Raw genomic sequence first — 14649 nt, forward strand, 5'->3', positions numbered from 1 at the left:
CGCGCGCGCGGCGTTGGTGGCATCGTCTGCCGATCGCGCCGCAGAAGCGCTGGCGAGGAGGGGGCGATGCCGGGGAGCTACGACGCCACGATGGACGCGTGGCGATCGGACCCTGACGCGTTTTGGTTGAACGCGGCGCTGGCCATCGACTGGGTGGAGCCGCCGCAGGTTGCGTTCGATCCGCACGCCGGTGCCTACGGCCGCTGGTTCCCCGACGCGGTGGGCAACACGTGCTGGAACGCGGTGGACCGCCACGTACCCACGCGCGGCGACCAGCCGGCCATCATCCACGCCTCGCCGCTCACCGGCACGACGGCGATTTGGACCTACGCCGAGCTCGCCGCCCGTGTCGGCGCGATGGCCGCCGTCCTCGCCGATTTCGGCCTGAGGAAGGGCGACCGGGCCATCGTCTACATGCCGATGATCCCCGACACGCTGGTCGCCATGCTCGCCTGCGCCCGGCTCGGCGCGGTGCATTCCGTCGTGTTCGGCGGCTTTGCCGCCAAGGAGCTCGCCGCACGGCTCGACGACGCGGCGCCCTCCCTCATCATCGCGGCGTCGTGCGGCGTCGAGCCCTCGCGCGTCATCCCCTACGAGCCCCTCGTCAGCGCCGCCAAGGAGCTCGCCAAGGTCCGCCCGCCCGTGCTCTACCTGCAGCGGCCAGAGGCCGAGGCCGACCTTTCCGCCGCCGACAGCCACGACCTCGGACCGCTCTACGAGGCGGCCGTCGCCGAGGGCCGCACCGTCCCCTGCGAGCCGCTCGCCGGCACCGACCCGCTCTACATCCTCTACACGTCCGGCACGACGGGGCGGCCGAAGGGCGTGGTGCGCGACAACGCGGGCCACATGGTCGCCCTCGCCTGGTCCATGGCGAACCTTTACGGCGTGTCTCCCGGCGAGGTGATGTTCACCGCGTCCGACGTCGGCTGGGTCGTTGGGCACTCCTACATCGTCTACGCACCCCTCCTCGTCGGCGCGACGACGGTGGTCTTCGAGGGCAAGCCCGTCGGCACGCCCGACGCCGCCGCGTTCTGGCGCGTGTGCGCCGAGCACAAGGTGGCGGCGCTGTTCACCGCGCCCACCGCGATCCGCGCGGTCAAGAAGGAGGACCCGGACGGCCGCCTCCCAGCCGAGCACGACCTGTCGAGCCTGCGCGCGCTGTTCCTCGCCGGCGAACGCGCGGACCCTGCGACCATCGCCTGGGCCGGCGACGCGCTCGGCGTACCGGTGATCGATCACTGGTGGCAGACCGAGACCGGCTGGTGCATCGTCGGCAACCCGCTCGGCCTCGACCTCATGCCGGTCAAGCCCGGCTCGCCGACCAAGCCGATGCCGGGCTACGACGTGGTCGTCCTGTCCGACGAGGGCGAGGAGGTCGCCGCTGGCACCATGGGCAATGTGGCGCTTCGCCTGCCCCTCCCGCCGGCCTGCCTGCCGACGCTGTGGCGCGACGACGATCGCTTCCACTCCGCCTACCTCGAGGCGTTTCCCGGGTGCTACAACACCTCGGATGCCGGCATGATCGACGAGGACGGCTACGTCTTCATCCTCGCGCGCACCGACGACGTGATCAACGTCGCGGGGCATCGCCTGTCCACCGGCGTCATGGAGGACGTGCTGACCTCCCACCCCGCGGTCGTCGAGTGTGCCGTCGTCGGGGCGGAGGACCCCTTGAAGGGGCAGGCACCGGTCGGCTTCGTGGTGCTGCGGCCCGACGCCTCGTTTGAGGGACTCGAGGCCGAGCTCGTCGCGAGGGTCCGCGCGGAGGTGGGCCCGGTCGCTGCCTTCAAGCGCGTCGTGGCGGTGCCACGGCTGCCGAAGACGCGCTCCGGCAAGACGCTGCGGGCCACGATCAAGAAGATCGCCGACGGGGAGGAGTACGCGACGCCCCCCACGATCGACGATCCCGGCGCCTTGGGCGACATTGAGGATGCGCTCGCGGCAATCGGGCGACCGGCGTGAGGGGACTGAAGGACAAGGTCGCCATCGTCACCGGCGCCGCGCGGGGCATCGGTCGTGCCGTGGCCGAACGCCTCGTCCAGGAGGGCATGTGCGTCATGCTCGCCGACGTCGACACCCAGGAGGGCGTTCGCGCTGCCCGCGCCATGGGGCCGGAGGCGTGCGTGCGCTTCACCGAGTGCGACGTCGCCGAGAAGCTCGACGTGAGGAACCTCGTAGCGGCGACGCTCGACGCCTTCGGCGGCGTCCACGTCCTCGTGAACAACGCCGGCATCGTCGGCGGGGCGGAGTTCCTCGACCTCACCGAGGACGACTTCGACCGCGTCATGCGGGTCAACCTGAAGGGTGCGTTCCTGCTCTCCCAGACCGTGGCGCGCCACATGGTCGAGCGCGTGAAGGAGGGGGAGGCGCCGGGCACCATCGTCAACATGAGCTCGGTGAACGCGGTCTTCGCGCTGCCCGCGCAGGTGCCCTACTCGATCTCCAAGGCGGGCGTGTCCCAGCTCACCCGCGTCGCAGCGCTCGCCCTGGCGCCCCACGGCATCCGCGTCAACGCAGTGGGTCCGGGGTCCATCGACACGCAGATGCTCGCGAGCGTTAACCGCGATCCTGCCGCCAAGCGCGCGGTCCTGTCGCGCACCCCCATCGGCCGCGTCGGACAGCCGGCGGAGGTCGCCGCCATCGTCGCCTTCCTCGCCTCGGACGAGGCGAGCTACATGACCGGCCAGACGGTCTACGCAGACGGCGGGCGCCTGCCGCTGAACTACGTCGTCCCGGTGGACTGACGTGCTCCGCGTCCCGTTCACTGGGGCCGCGGAGCGCCGGGGACGACCCTGTTGCCGCGATCGTGCGTCGGGACGAAGGTGAAGTCCGTGATGACCCAGCCCGCGTCGGAGCGCTCGACCTCGTAGTCGTACTGTCCCCAAACCTCCCACAACGCCCCGCCCGGCAGGCCGTCGAGCCGGTTCCAGGCGTAGGCGGAGGAGGTCAAGCGTGCCTGGTTGGCCCCCTCGAAGGCCACGATGTGGTTGCCACGCAGGTGGAAGCTCGTCTTCTCCTCGAAGAGGTTCGTCTCCCACATCCCGATCAGCTCGTCCGACGGCATGCGTCCCGTCGGACCGCCCGCGGCGGACAGGTCGACCTCGATGGTCGGCGCGAAGGCGGCCCTTGCCGCGTCCCAGTCCTTACGGTCGACCGCGGCGTCGAGCCGGTCGGCGAGCGCGATGATGGCACGCTCGTCGAGGAGCCGCTCGATCGTCCCCTCCCGTGCCAGCGCGACGGGGTGCGGGGCGGATGCAGCGAGGCCCATGAGGACGAGCAGACGAACGCAGGCAGTCGACGTCATTGGGATGCTTTCGTAACCTTCAGTCCGCGGCGCTGCGGACATCGCGTTGCGGGAGTGCCATAAGAAACCGTCTCGGCGCCCGCAATGCAACGGCGCGAGCGGTGGGGGGATCCACTTGCAGACCGCGCTTCTCCTTGGCCTCCTTGCCTCGTCTGCGTTCCCGCTCGGGGTCTTGATCGGGCTTACCGTCAGCATACCGAAGCGCGTGCTTGCCTCGATCATCGCCTTCGGCGCCGGCGTGCTGCTCGTCGCCCTCACCGGCGAGCTGATGACCGAGGCAGTAGAGAATGGCTACGTCGCCGTCGCCGTCGCCGGCCTCCTCGCGGGCTCGCTCGTCTACGTCGTCATCGATCAGGTGCTGGAGCGGGCCGCCGCTGCCTCGCCACGGCGGGAGGGGCGGACGGCCGAGGACGTCAAGGAGGGGGCCGCCGCCATCCCGGAGACGGAGGCGCAGGCCACGATCTCAGGCACCGCGGTCCTCGTCGGCACCGTACTCGACGGCGTGCCGGAGAACGCCGCCATCGGCATCGGGCTCGCCGCCGAGAGCGGCCCTGGACTTGGCTACGTCCTCCTCGGCGCGGTGTTCCTGTCCAACCTCCCGGGCACCATCGCCTCCACCATCGGCATGCGCCAGGAGGGCCGCTCGCCGCGCGCCATCGCGCTGGCCTGGGGCCTCGTCGCGGTCGCCTGCACCGCCTCGTGCGTCGCCGGCTACGCGCTCCTGTCGGGCCTGCCGCTCAGCGCCCAGGCGTTCGTGCTCGCGCTCGCGGCGGGCGGCATCCTCGCCATGCTCGCCGACACGATGTTCCCCGAGGCGTTCGCCAACGGCGGACCGTGGGTCGCGCTCGCTGCCACCGTCGGCTTCGCCGCAGCGTTCGTGCTCGCTGAGCTCGCGCACTGACGCCGCGCCGATCTTTCGGCGGCGCCCTTGATCCGGCGCGCGCAGCACCAACCTGCGACCTGATGGCACCTCGGCGAGAAATGGGGCACGCGATGACCGCAGCGATGGTGGGGTGGGCGCACACGCCCTTCGGCAAGCTCGCCGACGAGACGGTGGAGAGCCTCGTGGCCCGGGTCGCCAACGAGGCGATGGAGGACGCCGGCATCGGGCCCGACGAGGTGGACGAGATCGTGCTCGGCCACTTCAACGCCGGCTTCTCGCGCCAGGACTTCACCGCCGCGCTCGTCCTCCAGGCCGACGACCGCCTGCGCTTCAAGCCGGCGACGCGGGTGGAGAACGCCTGCGCCACCGGCTCCGGTGCGATCCAGCAGGGGCTGAAGTCCATCGCCGCGCGCCACGCGCGCACCGTCCTCGTCGTCGGCGTCGAGCAGATGACGACGACGAAGGGGCCGCAGGTGGGCGAGAACCTCCTGCGCGCGTCCTACGTCGCCGAGGAGGCGGACATCCCCGCAGGCTTCGCCGGCGTGTTCGGCCAGATCGCGGGCAGCTACTTCCAGCGCCACGGCGACCAGTCCGATGCGCTCGCCAAGATCGCTGCGAAGAACCACAGGAACGGCGTCAAGAACCCCTACGCGCAGATGCGCAAGGACCTCGGCTACGAGTTCTGCCGCACCGAGTCCGACAAGAACCCCATCGTCGCCGGCCCGCTCAAGCGGACCGACTGCTCGCTGGTCTCCGACGGCGCGGCCGCCGTGGTGCTCACCGACATCGAGACCGCGATGGGCATGCGTAAGGCGGTGGCGTTCCGCGCCACCTCCCACGTGCAGGACTTCCTGCCCATGTCGAAGCGCGACATCATCCGCTTCGAGGGCTGCGGCGAGGCCTGGCGCCGGGCGCTCGACAAGGCGAAGCTGACCCTCGACGACCTCTCGTTCGTGGAGACGCACGACTGCTTCACCATCGCCGAGCTCCTCGAGTACGAGGCGATGGGGCTGACCGGCGAGGGTGAGGGCGCCCGCGCCATCGAGGAGGGCTGGACCGAGCCGGACGGCAAGCTGCCGATCAACGTGTCGGGCGGGTTGAAGGCGAAGGGGCACCCCGTCGGTGCGACCGGCGTCTCCATGCACGTCATCAGCGCCATGCAGCTCGCCGGCGAGGCGGGGGACATGCAGCTGAATGGTCCCGAGCTCGCCGGGATCTACAACATGGGCGGTGCCGCGGTCGCCAACTACGTGTCGATCCTTCAGCCGCTGAGGGCCTGAACCTTCAGCGCGCATTCAGCCGGCGGGGCGCACCGCTCCGCTGGTTGGATCCGTGCCGTCGTCCCGTGCCGCGGAGGTTCGCATGCGCTCACCCGACCTCATCGCAGCGACGCGCTTCGGCCTCGGACCGAAGGCCGGCGAGCTCGAGCGCGCGCGGCCGGACCCCGTCGCCTACGTGGCGCGCCAGCTCGACGACGCGGCGGCGGCGACGATCACCGGCCTGCCCACCACGGCCGACGTGCGCGAGGTTTTCATCGACAAGCAGCGCGCCTACCGCGAGGCGCGGCGCGCGAGCCGTCGCGCCTCGGACGAGGAGCGCGAGGAGCTCGAGGCTGAGCGCCTGCGGCTGAACCGCGCGCGCCGTGACCTCGGCCGAAGGATGGAGCTCGCCGAGGTCGCCGCGCGTTACCGGCGCGGGGTGACTACGGACGCGCCGTTCGTCGAGCGGCTGGTGCTGTTCTGGTCGAACCACCTCGCCATCGAGCGCTTCCGGCTGCACATGCGCTTCCTCGCCGGGCCCTACGAGCGCGAGGCGATCCGCCCGCACGTCTTGGGCGACTTCGGCGCCATGCTGCGCGCGGCGATCCCCCATCCTGCGATGCTGATCTACCTCGACAACGCGCGCTCGGTGGGTCCGAACAGCCGCGTCGGGCGGCGTCGGGGAGCCGGCGAGGTCAACGAGAACCTCGCCCGCGAGGTGCTCGAGCTCCACACCCTGGGCGCCGGGGGCGGCTACACCCAGGACGACGTGGAGGCGCTGGCCCTCGTCCTCACCGGCTGGAGCGGCGGCTTCCACGTCCGTCGGCGCAACCCGGTGTTCGACCGGCGGCGGCACGACTTCGGCGCCCGCACGATCCTCGGCAAGACCTACCGCGAGACGGGCGAGGGCCAGCTCGCGGCGGTGCTCACGGACCTGGCGCTTCACCCCTCCACCGCGACGCACCTTGCGACCAAGCTCGCCCGTCACGTCACCGGCGACGATGCGTCCGACGCGCTGATCGGCGCCATGCGTGACGCCTACATCGCCGGCGGGGCCGACCTCGGCGCGATGACCCGTGCGCTGGTGCGCCACCCCGAGGCGTGGCGTGACGCACCCGAGAAGATGGTGCCGCCCTACGACTACGTGGTGGCCGGCGGGCGCGCGCTGGACCTGCCGGAGCTGCCGCCGCAGTTCGTCGTCGAGGGGGTCTCTGAGCTCGGACAGCCGTTGTGGAAGCCGCCTTCGCCTGCGGGCTGGCCGGACGCCGACGCCGCGTTCATGGGCGGCGACAGCCTGCTCGAGCGCGTCGACTACACGCGCGAGTTCGCCCAGGTCCACGGCGGCGGGGCCGGCGACGTCCGCGTCATCGCCCGCGCCCTGTTCGGCGACGACCTCGACCCCTTCGTCGCCGAGGCCATCGACCGTGCCGAGGACCAGCGTCAGGCGTTGGTCCTCCTCCTGATGAGCCCGCCATTCCAACGCAGGTAGCGCCGTGTTCGATCACCCGTCCCGTCGTGCCGTCCTCCGGGGCGGCGTCGCCTTCACCGCCTGGGCGACGATCCCGCGCCTCGCGCTCGCCGCCGGCGCCCCCGACCCGCGGTTCGTCGCGATCATCCTGCGCGGCGGCATGGACGGGCTCGGCGTGGTGGCGCCCGTCGGCGACCCCGCCTACGAGGCGGTGCGGGACGAGTTCTCCATGCCGCTGGAGGGGCCTGACGCTGCCGTGCCCCTCGACGGCTTCTTCGCGCTCAACCGGCGCATGGAGACCGTCGCCGAGCTCTACCGCCGCGGCGAGGCGCTGTTCGTCCACGCCTGCCACACCGCCTATCGCGAGCGCTCGCACTTCGAGGCGCAGGACGTGCTGGAAAACGGCACGGCGTCCGAGGCGCACCACCGCGACGGCTGGCTCGGGCGCGCGCTCTCGCTCCTGCCGGCGGACGACCGCGTGGGCCGGCACGGCGCCTTCGCCGCGGCGACCTCGACGCCGCTCCTCATGCGCGGCGCGCGCGACGTCATCAACTGGCTGCCCGCCGGGTTCGACGCAGCCTCCCACGACACGCGCGCGCGCCTCCTGTCCATGTACGAGCACACCGACCCGGCCCTCGCCAAGGCGCTCGGGGAGGGCATCGCCATGGAGGCGGTGACGGGCACCGAGGTGGAGATGGCGTCCGCCGTGGAGGACGTCATGATGGGGATGGAGGTGCGCCGCCGCCAGCGCGACGTGGTCGTCGCCGCCACCGCGGCAGGCCGCGCGATGGCGCAGGAGGATGGCCCCCGCGTCGGGTTCGTCGACATGTCGGGATTCGACACGCACCGGCGCCAGAGCGTCGTCGAGGGCCGCATCGGCGACACGCTGCACACACTCGATGTGGCGATCGCCGCGCTGCGCACCGCGCTCGGCCCGGCGTGGCAGAGCACCGTGGTCGCGGTGATGACCGAGTTCGGCCGAACCGTGCGCATGAACGGCTCGGACGGGACGGACCACGGCACCGCGACCGTCGCGATGCTCCTCGGCGGTGCGGTGCGCGGCGGTCGTGTGATCGCCGACTGGCCGGGCCTCACGCCGGCGGCCCTGCACGAGGGCAGGGACCTCAAGCCGACCACGGACCTGCGCGCCGTCCTGAAGGGGGTCCTCGCCGATCACCTCGGCATGGGACGCGCGGCGCTCGGCGAGACGGTGTTCCCGGAAACCGCCGGCCTTGCCCCACTCGCCGGCCTCCTGCGGACGGGCTGAGCGCCGACCGCGGCGCCGCGCCGCGCCCCGCCCGGGAACTGGGACGCCGCCGTGCCGGTTTGGCGGCCATGACCTTCGACGAGAACACCGTCTCCATCACCGTCACCGAGCCCCGCTCGGTCCCCGCCACGAGCGTGTTCTTCGGGGGCATCGCCCTGGTGCCCATGGTCGTCGGGGCAGCCCTCGGGTTCGTGGCCGACGGGTGGGCGCCGCTCTTCGTCGACCTCACGCTGCTGTGGGGCGCAACGATCGTCATCTTCCTCGCCGGTGTGCGGCGCGGCGTGAGCTTCCGCACGATGAACGGGCCGACGACGTCGCAGCTCCTGGTGATGCTATGGCTGTTCGGCCTCGGCTCCGGGTCGCTGCTGGTGACGGCGCTGTCCGTCGGCACCGGGGCCGTCCCGCCGGCCGCGATCGCCTCGGCGCTGCTCGCGGTCGGGTTCGCGAGCCTCGTCATTCTCGACCCCATCGCAGCGGACCGCGGCGAGGCTCCGCTGTTCTTCAAGCGCCTGCGTCCGGTGCAGATGCCGGTGGCAGCGCTCGCCTACGGCGCGCTGACCATCGCCGCGCTCTAGGCGGTTCGCGCTCGCTTCGCATCGATGGGAGGCGGGCCACCAGCCCTCGGATGGTCGCCTCGTACGCGGCAGTGGCTTGCGACCCCGCCGATCCGCGCCAGCTCGAAGCTCTCCGTCGCCCGGACGCGCTGCATGAGTCGGACGACCGTCGACGGGCCGACGGCCTCCCGAGCCCGACATCGCCAACGCCGCGATCCGATTTGCTCGATCTCCCGGAAGCCGAATTGCTCTAGGCTAGAGCTTCCGAAGCGTCCGGGTCTAGCGGCTCGATGCGCCTCAGGCCTCGGCGAGGCGCGCGGCGTCGCGGATGGCGCGCGCCTCGACGTGGGGAAGCCACACGCAGCGGGCCCGTGCGGCGTCGGCGAGGGCGCGGGCGTCGGGGCCGGCACGGCGCGAGGTGTCGATGACGAGGAGGTCGCAGCCGAGCTCGGCGAGGGCGCGTGCGGCAGCGTGCGCCTCCTGCCGTGCCCTCGCCCGCTGGGTGGTGCCGTCGCGGGCGATGTTCGGCCTCCCGTCGCTGAGCAGCACGACGCGGGGCGTCTGGCCGCGGCGCAGCGCATCGGCGGCGACCCGGCGTGCGGCGTCGAGGCCGGCCGCAAGGGGCGTGCCGCCGCCGCCCGGCAGGCCCGCGAGCTCCCGCTTCGCCCGCGCGAGCGAGCGCGTCGGTGGTAGCAGGAGCTCGGCGGCGGTGCCACGGAAGGCGATCAGCGCCACGTGAGCGCGCGTCGCGTAGCTGTCGGCGAGGAGGAGCTCGACCGCGCCCTTCGCCTCGGCGAGCCGCCCGCTCGTCACCGAGCCCGACGCGTCGACGGCGAAGATGGTCACGGTCTCGCGCCGGTCCTTGTAGCGGCGGATGCGGAAGTCCTGGGTGCGGATCCTCAGCCGTCCGGGGTCCGGCTCGCCGCGAACCGCCTGCCACGGCACGGCGGCCTTGACGGTGTCGATGACGCTGAGCCGCGCCCCCGGCACCAGCCGGCCGGCGCGCGTGCCGATGGGTCGGCCCCGGCGGCGGGAGGCCTGCGCCGCGCCGTGCCCACGCGCTGCGGCTGGGGCGCGCGAGGCGGGACCGGACGAACCGTCGAGCAGGCCGGGAGGAAGGGCAGCGCGCACCGCCTCGACGACGGCGTCGGACGGCGGGGATGCTGCCTGCGTGTCGCCACCGGCATCCTGCGGTGCCCCGTCAGGTGGCTCGTCCTGCGAGGCCTCGCCGTCGTCCTGCGTCTCCGGCTCGGCGGGCTCGGGTCGCCGCGTCGCCCGCGAAGCGAGGACCAGCGCGGCGGCAAGCGCGACGTCCTCCTCGGCGACGTCGTCCCGTCCTGCGAGCGCGGCGGCCACGCGGGCCGCGCGCAGCGCAAGGATGGGTGCGCGCAGCGAGGCGATCCCGAGGCTCGCCGAAAGCGCCACGAGGGCGTCGGTCCACGATGGGTCGAGGTGGACCGCCGGCAACAGCCGTTGCGCCGCCGTGATGGCCACGCAGTCCGCCGGCGCAAGGTTCCCGCGCAGCCCGTCGAGGTCGAGGCTGAAGGCCAGCCGATCGGCGAGCGCGGGGGCGAGCCCCTCCTCGTCCGATGCGCCCTCGTCGAGCGCGACGATCCCGAACCGCGCCGGCTCGCAGCGGGTGAACCCGTCGCGCTCCACGCGCACCTCGCCGTGGTCGAGCGCGGCCGCAAGGATCGCCACCGTGCGCGGCTCCAGCCGCTCAGCCATCGCCACGAGGGCGACGCCGCCGTCGAGGCTGGGGAGGAGTCCGCGCTGCAGGACGGGGCGCCCGGCCGACAACGTGGCAGCAAGGTCGAGCCCGCCGATGAGCCGGTCGTCCGTCGCTCCGACGGGCAGCTTGCGCACCGTCACCGTGTCCGGCAGCCGCGCGCGCAGGGCCGAAAGCCAGGCCTCGCGAGGGGGCCCCGCACGGGCACGAAGGTGGACGCCGCCGAGCCCGACGGGATCGACGGAGAAGAGGTCCGCGACGGCGACCGCGGCACCGACCGGGCCCGCGTCTGCCGAGCTCACGGGAAGACGTCGGCCATCGCGCGCTCGACCCGCGCGGTGGAGCCGGTCTCGTCGAGCGGATCGCGTCGCAACCGGTGGCGCAGCGCGAGCGGCGCGACCGCCGCCACGTGCTCGTCCGTCACCTCGGCGCGGCCGTCGAGCGCGGCCTTCGTCCTCGCCGCGCGCATCACGGTGAGCTCGCCGCGCAGCCCGTCGGTGCCGAGCGCGAGGCAGAGCGCCGCCGCGCGCTCCAGCGCTGCGTCCGGTACGGCAACGTCCGGCAGCCTGCGCCGCGCGGCCTTCAGCGAGCGCGAGAGCGCCTCGTCCGCGCGGCGCCAGAGGGCGGCGAAGCCCTCGCGGTCGCGCTCGTAGGCGTCGCGCCGGCGCACCACCTCGACGCGCGTCGGCAGGTCGGTGGGCGTGCGAACGTCGACCGAGAGGCCGAACCGGTCGAGGAGCTGGGGCCGAAGCTCGCCCTCCTCGGGGTTGCCGCTGCCGATCAGCACGAAGCGCGCCGGGTGGCGCACGCTCAGCCCCTCGCGCTCGACGACGTTCTCGCCGGACGCCGCGACGTCGAGCAGGAGGTCGACGAGGTGGTCCTCCAGGAGGTTGACCTCGTCGATGTAGAGGAAGCCGCGGTGGGCACGGGCGAGGAGGCCCGGCTCGAACACCTTTTGCCCCGACGTCAGCGCTCGTTCGAGGTCGATGGCCCCGACGACGCGGTCCTCCGTCGCGCCGAGCGGCAGGTCGACCACGGGGACCGGCGCCACGTGGGTGCGGGCGCGCCTGCCGGCCTTCAAGGTGCAACCCTCGACGCACACGTCCGCGATGGGATCGCAGCCGTAGGCGCAGCCCTCGACCGCCTTCATGGGCGGCAGCAGCCCGGCGAGCCCGCGCACCGCGGTGGACTTTCCGGTGCCGCGGTCGCCGAACACGAGGACGCCGCCCACCGTCGGATCGACGGCGACGATGGACAGCGCGAGCTTCATCTCGTCCTGTCCGACGATGGCGGAGAACGGGAACGGTGTGCGAGCCATGGTCAGCGAGTTGACGCTGGTCGAGCCCGATCGAACCGCGGTTCGCTCGCGCGGTGGCGCACGGGGAGGGTCATGGGCGCAGGGGATACACGGTTGCTGTGGTTGCGTCGGCGGCTGGCCGGCCAACCGACCATTCAGGCCGGAGGGGGCGGCGTCAACCCGTTGACGCACGCCGCCAGTGCAGGCCGGCGCGCGGCCTTGCGCGCGGCCGTTCCAAGCCCTCTTGTGCTGGCATGATGGGCCTTCGACACCCCGACTTCGCGCGTGAGGGGCGCGACTGGCCGCTGCGCGAGTGGAGCACGTTCCGGCAGGCCGGCGGCCTGCGCTGGCACGTTCAGGTCGGTGGGTCGGGTCCGGTCTGCCTGCTCGTGCACGGAACCGGCGCCGCCACGCACTCCTGGCGCCACCTCGCGCCTCGCCTCGCGTCCCGCTTCACGGTGGTCGCCATGGACCTGCCGGGTCATGGCTTCACCGGGACCCCACGGGGTCGGCGCGTCACCCTCGACGCCATGGCGAGGCTCATCGACGGGCTGCTCGTCGCCCTCAACGTGCGGCCGGCGCTCGTCGTCGGCCACTCCGCGGGGGCGGCCATCGCGCTCGCCATGGCGCTGGCGGGGCGCGTGGCACCGGCCGGCATCGTCTCGCTGAACGGGGCGCTGGAGCCGTTCGGCGGCCCGGCCGGACCGTTGTTCTCGCTGATGGCGAAGGCGCTGTTCGCGAACCCCCTGGTGCCCCGGCTGACCGCGCGCGCCGCGCAGGACCGGGCGCGGGTCGTCCGCCTCATCGAGAACACGGGATCGCGGCTCGACGCGGAGGGCATCGCGCTCTACCAGGCGCTGTTCGCCGCGCCGGCGCACGTCGCAGGTGCCATCGCGATGATGGCGAGCTGGGACCTCAAGCACCTCGTACGGGAGCTGCCGCGGCTGAAGGCCGCGCTCCTCCTGGTGGCGGCGGAGGGCGACACGGCGGTGCCACCGAGCGCATCCCTTGCCGTGGAGCGCCTCGTTCCCGGCGCGCGTCGGCTGACCGTCGAGGGTCTCGGACACCTCGCCCACGAGGAGGACGCCGAGCGGATTGCCCGCCACATCGTGGAGTTCGCCCTCTCCCTCGGCGGCCGGCGCATCACGGAGACGCCCGCCCTCACCGCCGACTAGGGCATCCTAGGTCTCCTCAAACCCAGGTCAGATGGTCGAGCTCGATGAGTGAGAGCGGTCTTTTAAGGGTTGGGTGGTCCCCCCTCACTTCAAAACCGCTCTGGGCGCTCCGGGCATGGCAGGGGAAGCAAGACGTCCTACGTCTGTCGAAGGCGGTGCAGGGCATCGCGGCGATCAGCGTGCGAGGGGACGATGGGGGGGATCGAGGACTGGGGAGCGCTCTTGGCGTTCGTCGCGGTGAACTTCGCTGCGGCGTCCACCGGCGGCATCTTCCGGCCAGGTACGTGGTACGAGGAGCTCCGCAAGCCGTCCTGGACGCCGCCGAACTGGCTGTTCGCCCCGGCCTGGACGGTGCTCTACGCGTTGATCGCCTACGCCGGCTACCTCGTGTGGCGCTCGGCGGCGCCCGGCGAGGCGACGGTGCCGCTCATCGTCTACGGCGTGCACCTCGCGCTCAACGCCTCGTGGTCGGCGATCTTCTTCGGGCTCAAGCGGGTGGACCTTGCGTTCCTCGAGCTCGTCGTCTTCTGGCTGTCCATCGTCGCCACCATCGCGCTGTTCTACCAGGTGCGCGTGGAGGCGGCGCTCATCCTCTTGCCCTACCTCGCGTGGGTCACCTTCGCCGGCGCGCTGAACCTCGCGATCTGGCGGATGAACGCGCCGATCCGCCAGCCGGCGGTTTGAGGAGCGGGCGATGGAGGGCGTCATCTCCACGCGCACGATCGTCCTCATCGAGGTGGTGATGATCTTCGGCGGGCTCGTCGGCTTCTGCCTCTGGCAGATCTGGTCGACGCGCCGGGCGATCGCTGCCCGCAAGGCCCGCGAGGCTGCCGGTGAGGAGCCGCAGCAAGGGGCGGATTGAGCCGCTGAGGTTCGGTCACTCTCGACCGGGCTTGCGCGGCATGCGGTACGGCAGCAGCGTCTGCACCCAGCGCGAGGCGAAGCGCGTGAGGTCGACGCTCTCGTGCACCGAAGGCGCGTCGGCGCCGAACAGGCGCGAGGCAAGGACGCTGCGGCTGTAGAACGGCGTGTCCTCCAAGGTGCGCACGACGCGGGCCGCCCCGGGCCCGTCGGCGCGGGTGGCCCGTGCGATGCCCCACACCGTGCGCGGCAACGCCAGCAATGGCGGCGCCTCCACCGGTTCGGGTCGGCCGGACGCGTCGAAGCGCAGCGCGAGCGCGAACGGCTCGCCATCCGAAAGGTCGCCCTCGTAGAACACCGCGCTGCCTCGCGGCAGCAGGGCGCGCGACCAGTTCCAACGCCGGAAGCCTGCCTCGAGCGGCTCGGCGCCGAAGTTCATGTCCACGTAGCCGTGCCCGCTCCACCGCACGGCCGGCGCCTTCATCATGACGTCGACGCGGGCGGCCGGGGCGAGGGGATGCCAGACGTGCCGCCCCGCGGGGTCGAGCGCAAACGGCTCCGCGTTCCGCGCCTCGGGGACGACCCTGATGCGTCCCACCGCCCGCAGCGGCACGGGGGTGGCGCGCTCCTCGACGTCGATGACCAGCGCATCGCCGTCCCAGGTGATCGCGCTCGGACCGATGGCGAGGCGGCGTTCGCTGCGCGACAGGTCGGCGCGTCCGCGCTCCGTCATCGTCCACCGCGGCGCAGGACCGTAGAGGCACAGGTTCACCGCCACGTGGTCGAGGGGGTCGGTGCGGCCGCTCCGCTTGTAGTACGGCGAGAAGACGCTGCCGACGAAGACGATGACCG

General features: G+C 72.7%; 14 protein-coding genes. 10 read left to right on the forward strand and 4 right to left on the reverse strand.

Annotated elements, in window-relative coordinates; all coding sequences use genetic code 11:
• The first annotated feature begins 66 nt into the window (after nt 1-66).
• Together ACOOE8_RS13275 and ACOOE8_RS13280 are read left to right on the forward strand one after the other, a co-directional pair.
• The gene (locus ACOOE8_RS13275; RefSeq protein WP_420391923.1) at nt 67-1962 is read left to right on the forward strand and encodes an AMP-binding protein; all 1896 of its coding nucleotides are present in this window, start codon (nt 67-69) and stop codon (nt 1960-1962) included.
• A 5-nt stretch (nt 1963-1967) separates the two neighbouring features.
• Nucleotides 1968-2744 carry an SDR family NAD(P)-dependent oxidoreductase gene (locus ACOOE8_RS13280; protein ID WP_420394708.1) on the forward strand — a complete coding sequence of 259 codons (777 nt, stop codon included), beginning with the start codon at nt 1968-1970 and terminating at the stop codon, nt 2742-2744.
• A 17-nt stretch (nt 2745-2761) separates the two neighbouring features.
• On the opposite strand, the gene ACOOE8_RS13285 is transcribed toward ACOOE8_RS13280, so the two are convergent.
• Entirely contained in the window at nt 2762-3304 is a 543-nt protein-coding gene (locus tag ACOOE8_RS13285; protein WP_420391924.1) for a nuclear transport factor 2 family protein, read from the reverse strand.
• 115 nt (nt 3305-3419) lie between these two features.
• Here ACOOE8_RS13285 and ACOOE8_RS13290 point away from each other — a divergent pair, with 115 nt between their 5' ends.
• From ACOOE8_RS13290 to ACOOE8_RS13310, 5 genes are all read left to right on the forward strand, one after another.
• Nucleotides 3420-4205, forward strand: a complete 786-nt coding sequence (locus tag ACOOE8_RS13290; protein WP_420391925.1) for a ZIP family metal transporter — start codon at nt 3420-3422, stop codon at nt 4203-4205.
• Nucleotides 4206-4297: 92 nt separating this feature from the next.
• A complete protein-coding gene (locus ACOOE8_RS13295; RefSeq protein WP_420391926.1) occupies nt 4298-5467 on the forward strand; it encodes an acetyl-CoA acetyltransferase in 1170 nt (389 codons plus the stop codon).
• A gap of 82 nt (nt 5468-5549) precedes the next feature.
• Complete coding sequence (locus ACOOE8_RS13300) at nt 5550-6935, forward strand: DUF1800 domain-containing protein (RefSeq protein ID WP_420391927.1); 1386 nt, start codon at nt 5550-5552, stop codon at nt 6933-6935.
• A gap of 4 nt (nt 6936-6939) precedes the next feature.
• Nucleotides 6940-8181 (forward strand): DUF1501 domain-containing protein, encoded by a 1242-nt coding sequence (locus tag ACOOE8_RS13305; RefSeq protein ID WP_420391928.1) that lies wholly within the window; start codon nt 6940-6942, stop codon nt 8179-8181.
• Nucleotides 8182-8249: 68 nt separating this feature from the next.
• Nucleotides 8250-8756 (forward strand): DUF3429 domain-containing protein, encoded by a 507-nt coding sequence (locus ACOOE8_RS13310; RefSeq protein WP_420391929.1) that lies wholly within the window; start codon nt 8250-8252, stop codon nt 8754-8756.
• A 276-nt stretch (nt 8757-9032) separates the two neighbouring features.
• On the opposite strand, the gene ACOOE8_RS13315 is transcribed toward ACOOE8_RS13310, so the two are convergent.
• Both ACOOE8_RS13315 and bchI read right to left on the reverse strand, forming a co-directional pair.
• Nucleotides 9033-10766, reverse strand: a complete 1734-nt coding sequence (locus tag ACOOE8_RS13315) for a magnesium chelatase subunit D (protein ID WP_420391930.1) — start codon at nt 10764-10766, stop codon at nt 9033-9035.
• Nucleotides 10763-11782 carry a magnesium chelatase ATPase subunit I gene (bchI, locus tag ACOOE8_RS13320; RefSeq protein WP_420391931.1) on the reverse strand — a complete coding sequence of 340 codons (1020 nt, stop codon included), beginning with the start codon at nt 11780-11782 and terminating at the stop codon, nt 10763-10765. Before bchI ends, ACOOE8_RS13315 begins: the two co-directional genes overlap by 4 nt.
• A 233-nt stretch (nt 11783-12015) precedes the next feature.
• Between bchI and bchO the strand changes: the two genes are divergently transcribed.
• From bchO to ACOOE8_RS13335, 3 genes are all read left to right on the forward strand, one after another.
• The gene (gene bchO, locus ACOOE8_RS13325) at nt 12016-12936 is read left to right on the forward strand and encodes an alpha/beta fold hydrolase BchO (RefSeq protein WP_420391932.1); all 921 of its coding nucleotides are present in this window, start codon (nt 12016-12018) and stop codon (nt 12934-12936) included.
• A 192-nt stretch (nt 12937-13128) separates the two neighbouring features.
• A complete protein-coding gene (locus tag ACOOE8_RS13330; protein WP_420391933.1) occupies nt 13129-13620 on the forward strand; it encodes a TspO/MBR family protein in 492 nt (163 codons plus the stop codon).
• 10 nt (nt 13621-13630) lie between these two features.
• A complete protein-coding gene (locus tag ACOOE8_RS13335; protein WP_420391934.1) occupies nt 13631-13798 on the forward strand; it encodes a hypothetical protein in 168 nt (55 codons plus the stop codon).
• Nucleotides 13799-13813: 15 nt separating this feature from the next.
• Here ACOOE8_RS13335 and ACOOE8_RS13340 read toward each other — a convergent pair whose 3' ends face one another.
• Nucleotides 13814-14569: a carotenoid 1,2-hydratase gene (locus ACOOE8_RS13340; protein WP_420391935.1), complete on the reverse strand. Its 756-nt coding sequence runs from the start codon at nt 14567-14569 to the stop codon at nt 13814-13816.
• Nucleotides 14570-14649: the final 80 nt, after the last annotated feature.

Origin of the sequence: Acuticoccus sp. (genome assembly GCF_965213555.1) — a bacterium.
Classification (GTDB): domain Bacteria; phylum Pseudomonadota; class Alphaproteobacteria; order Rhizobiales; family Amorphaceae; genus Acuticoccus.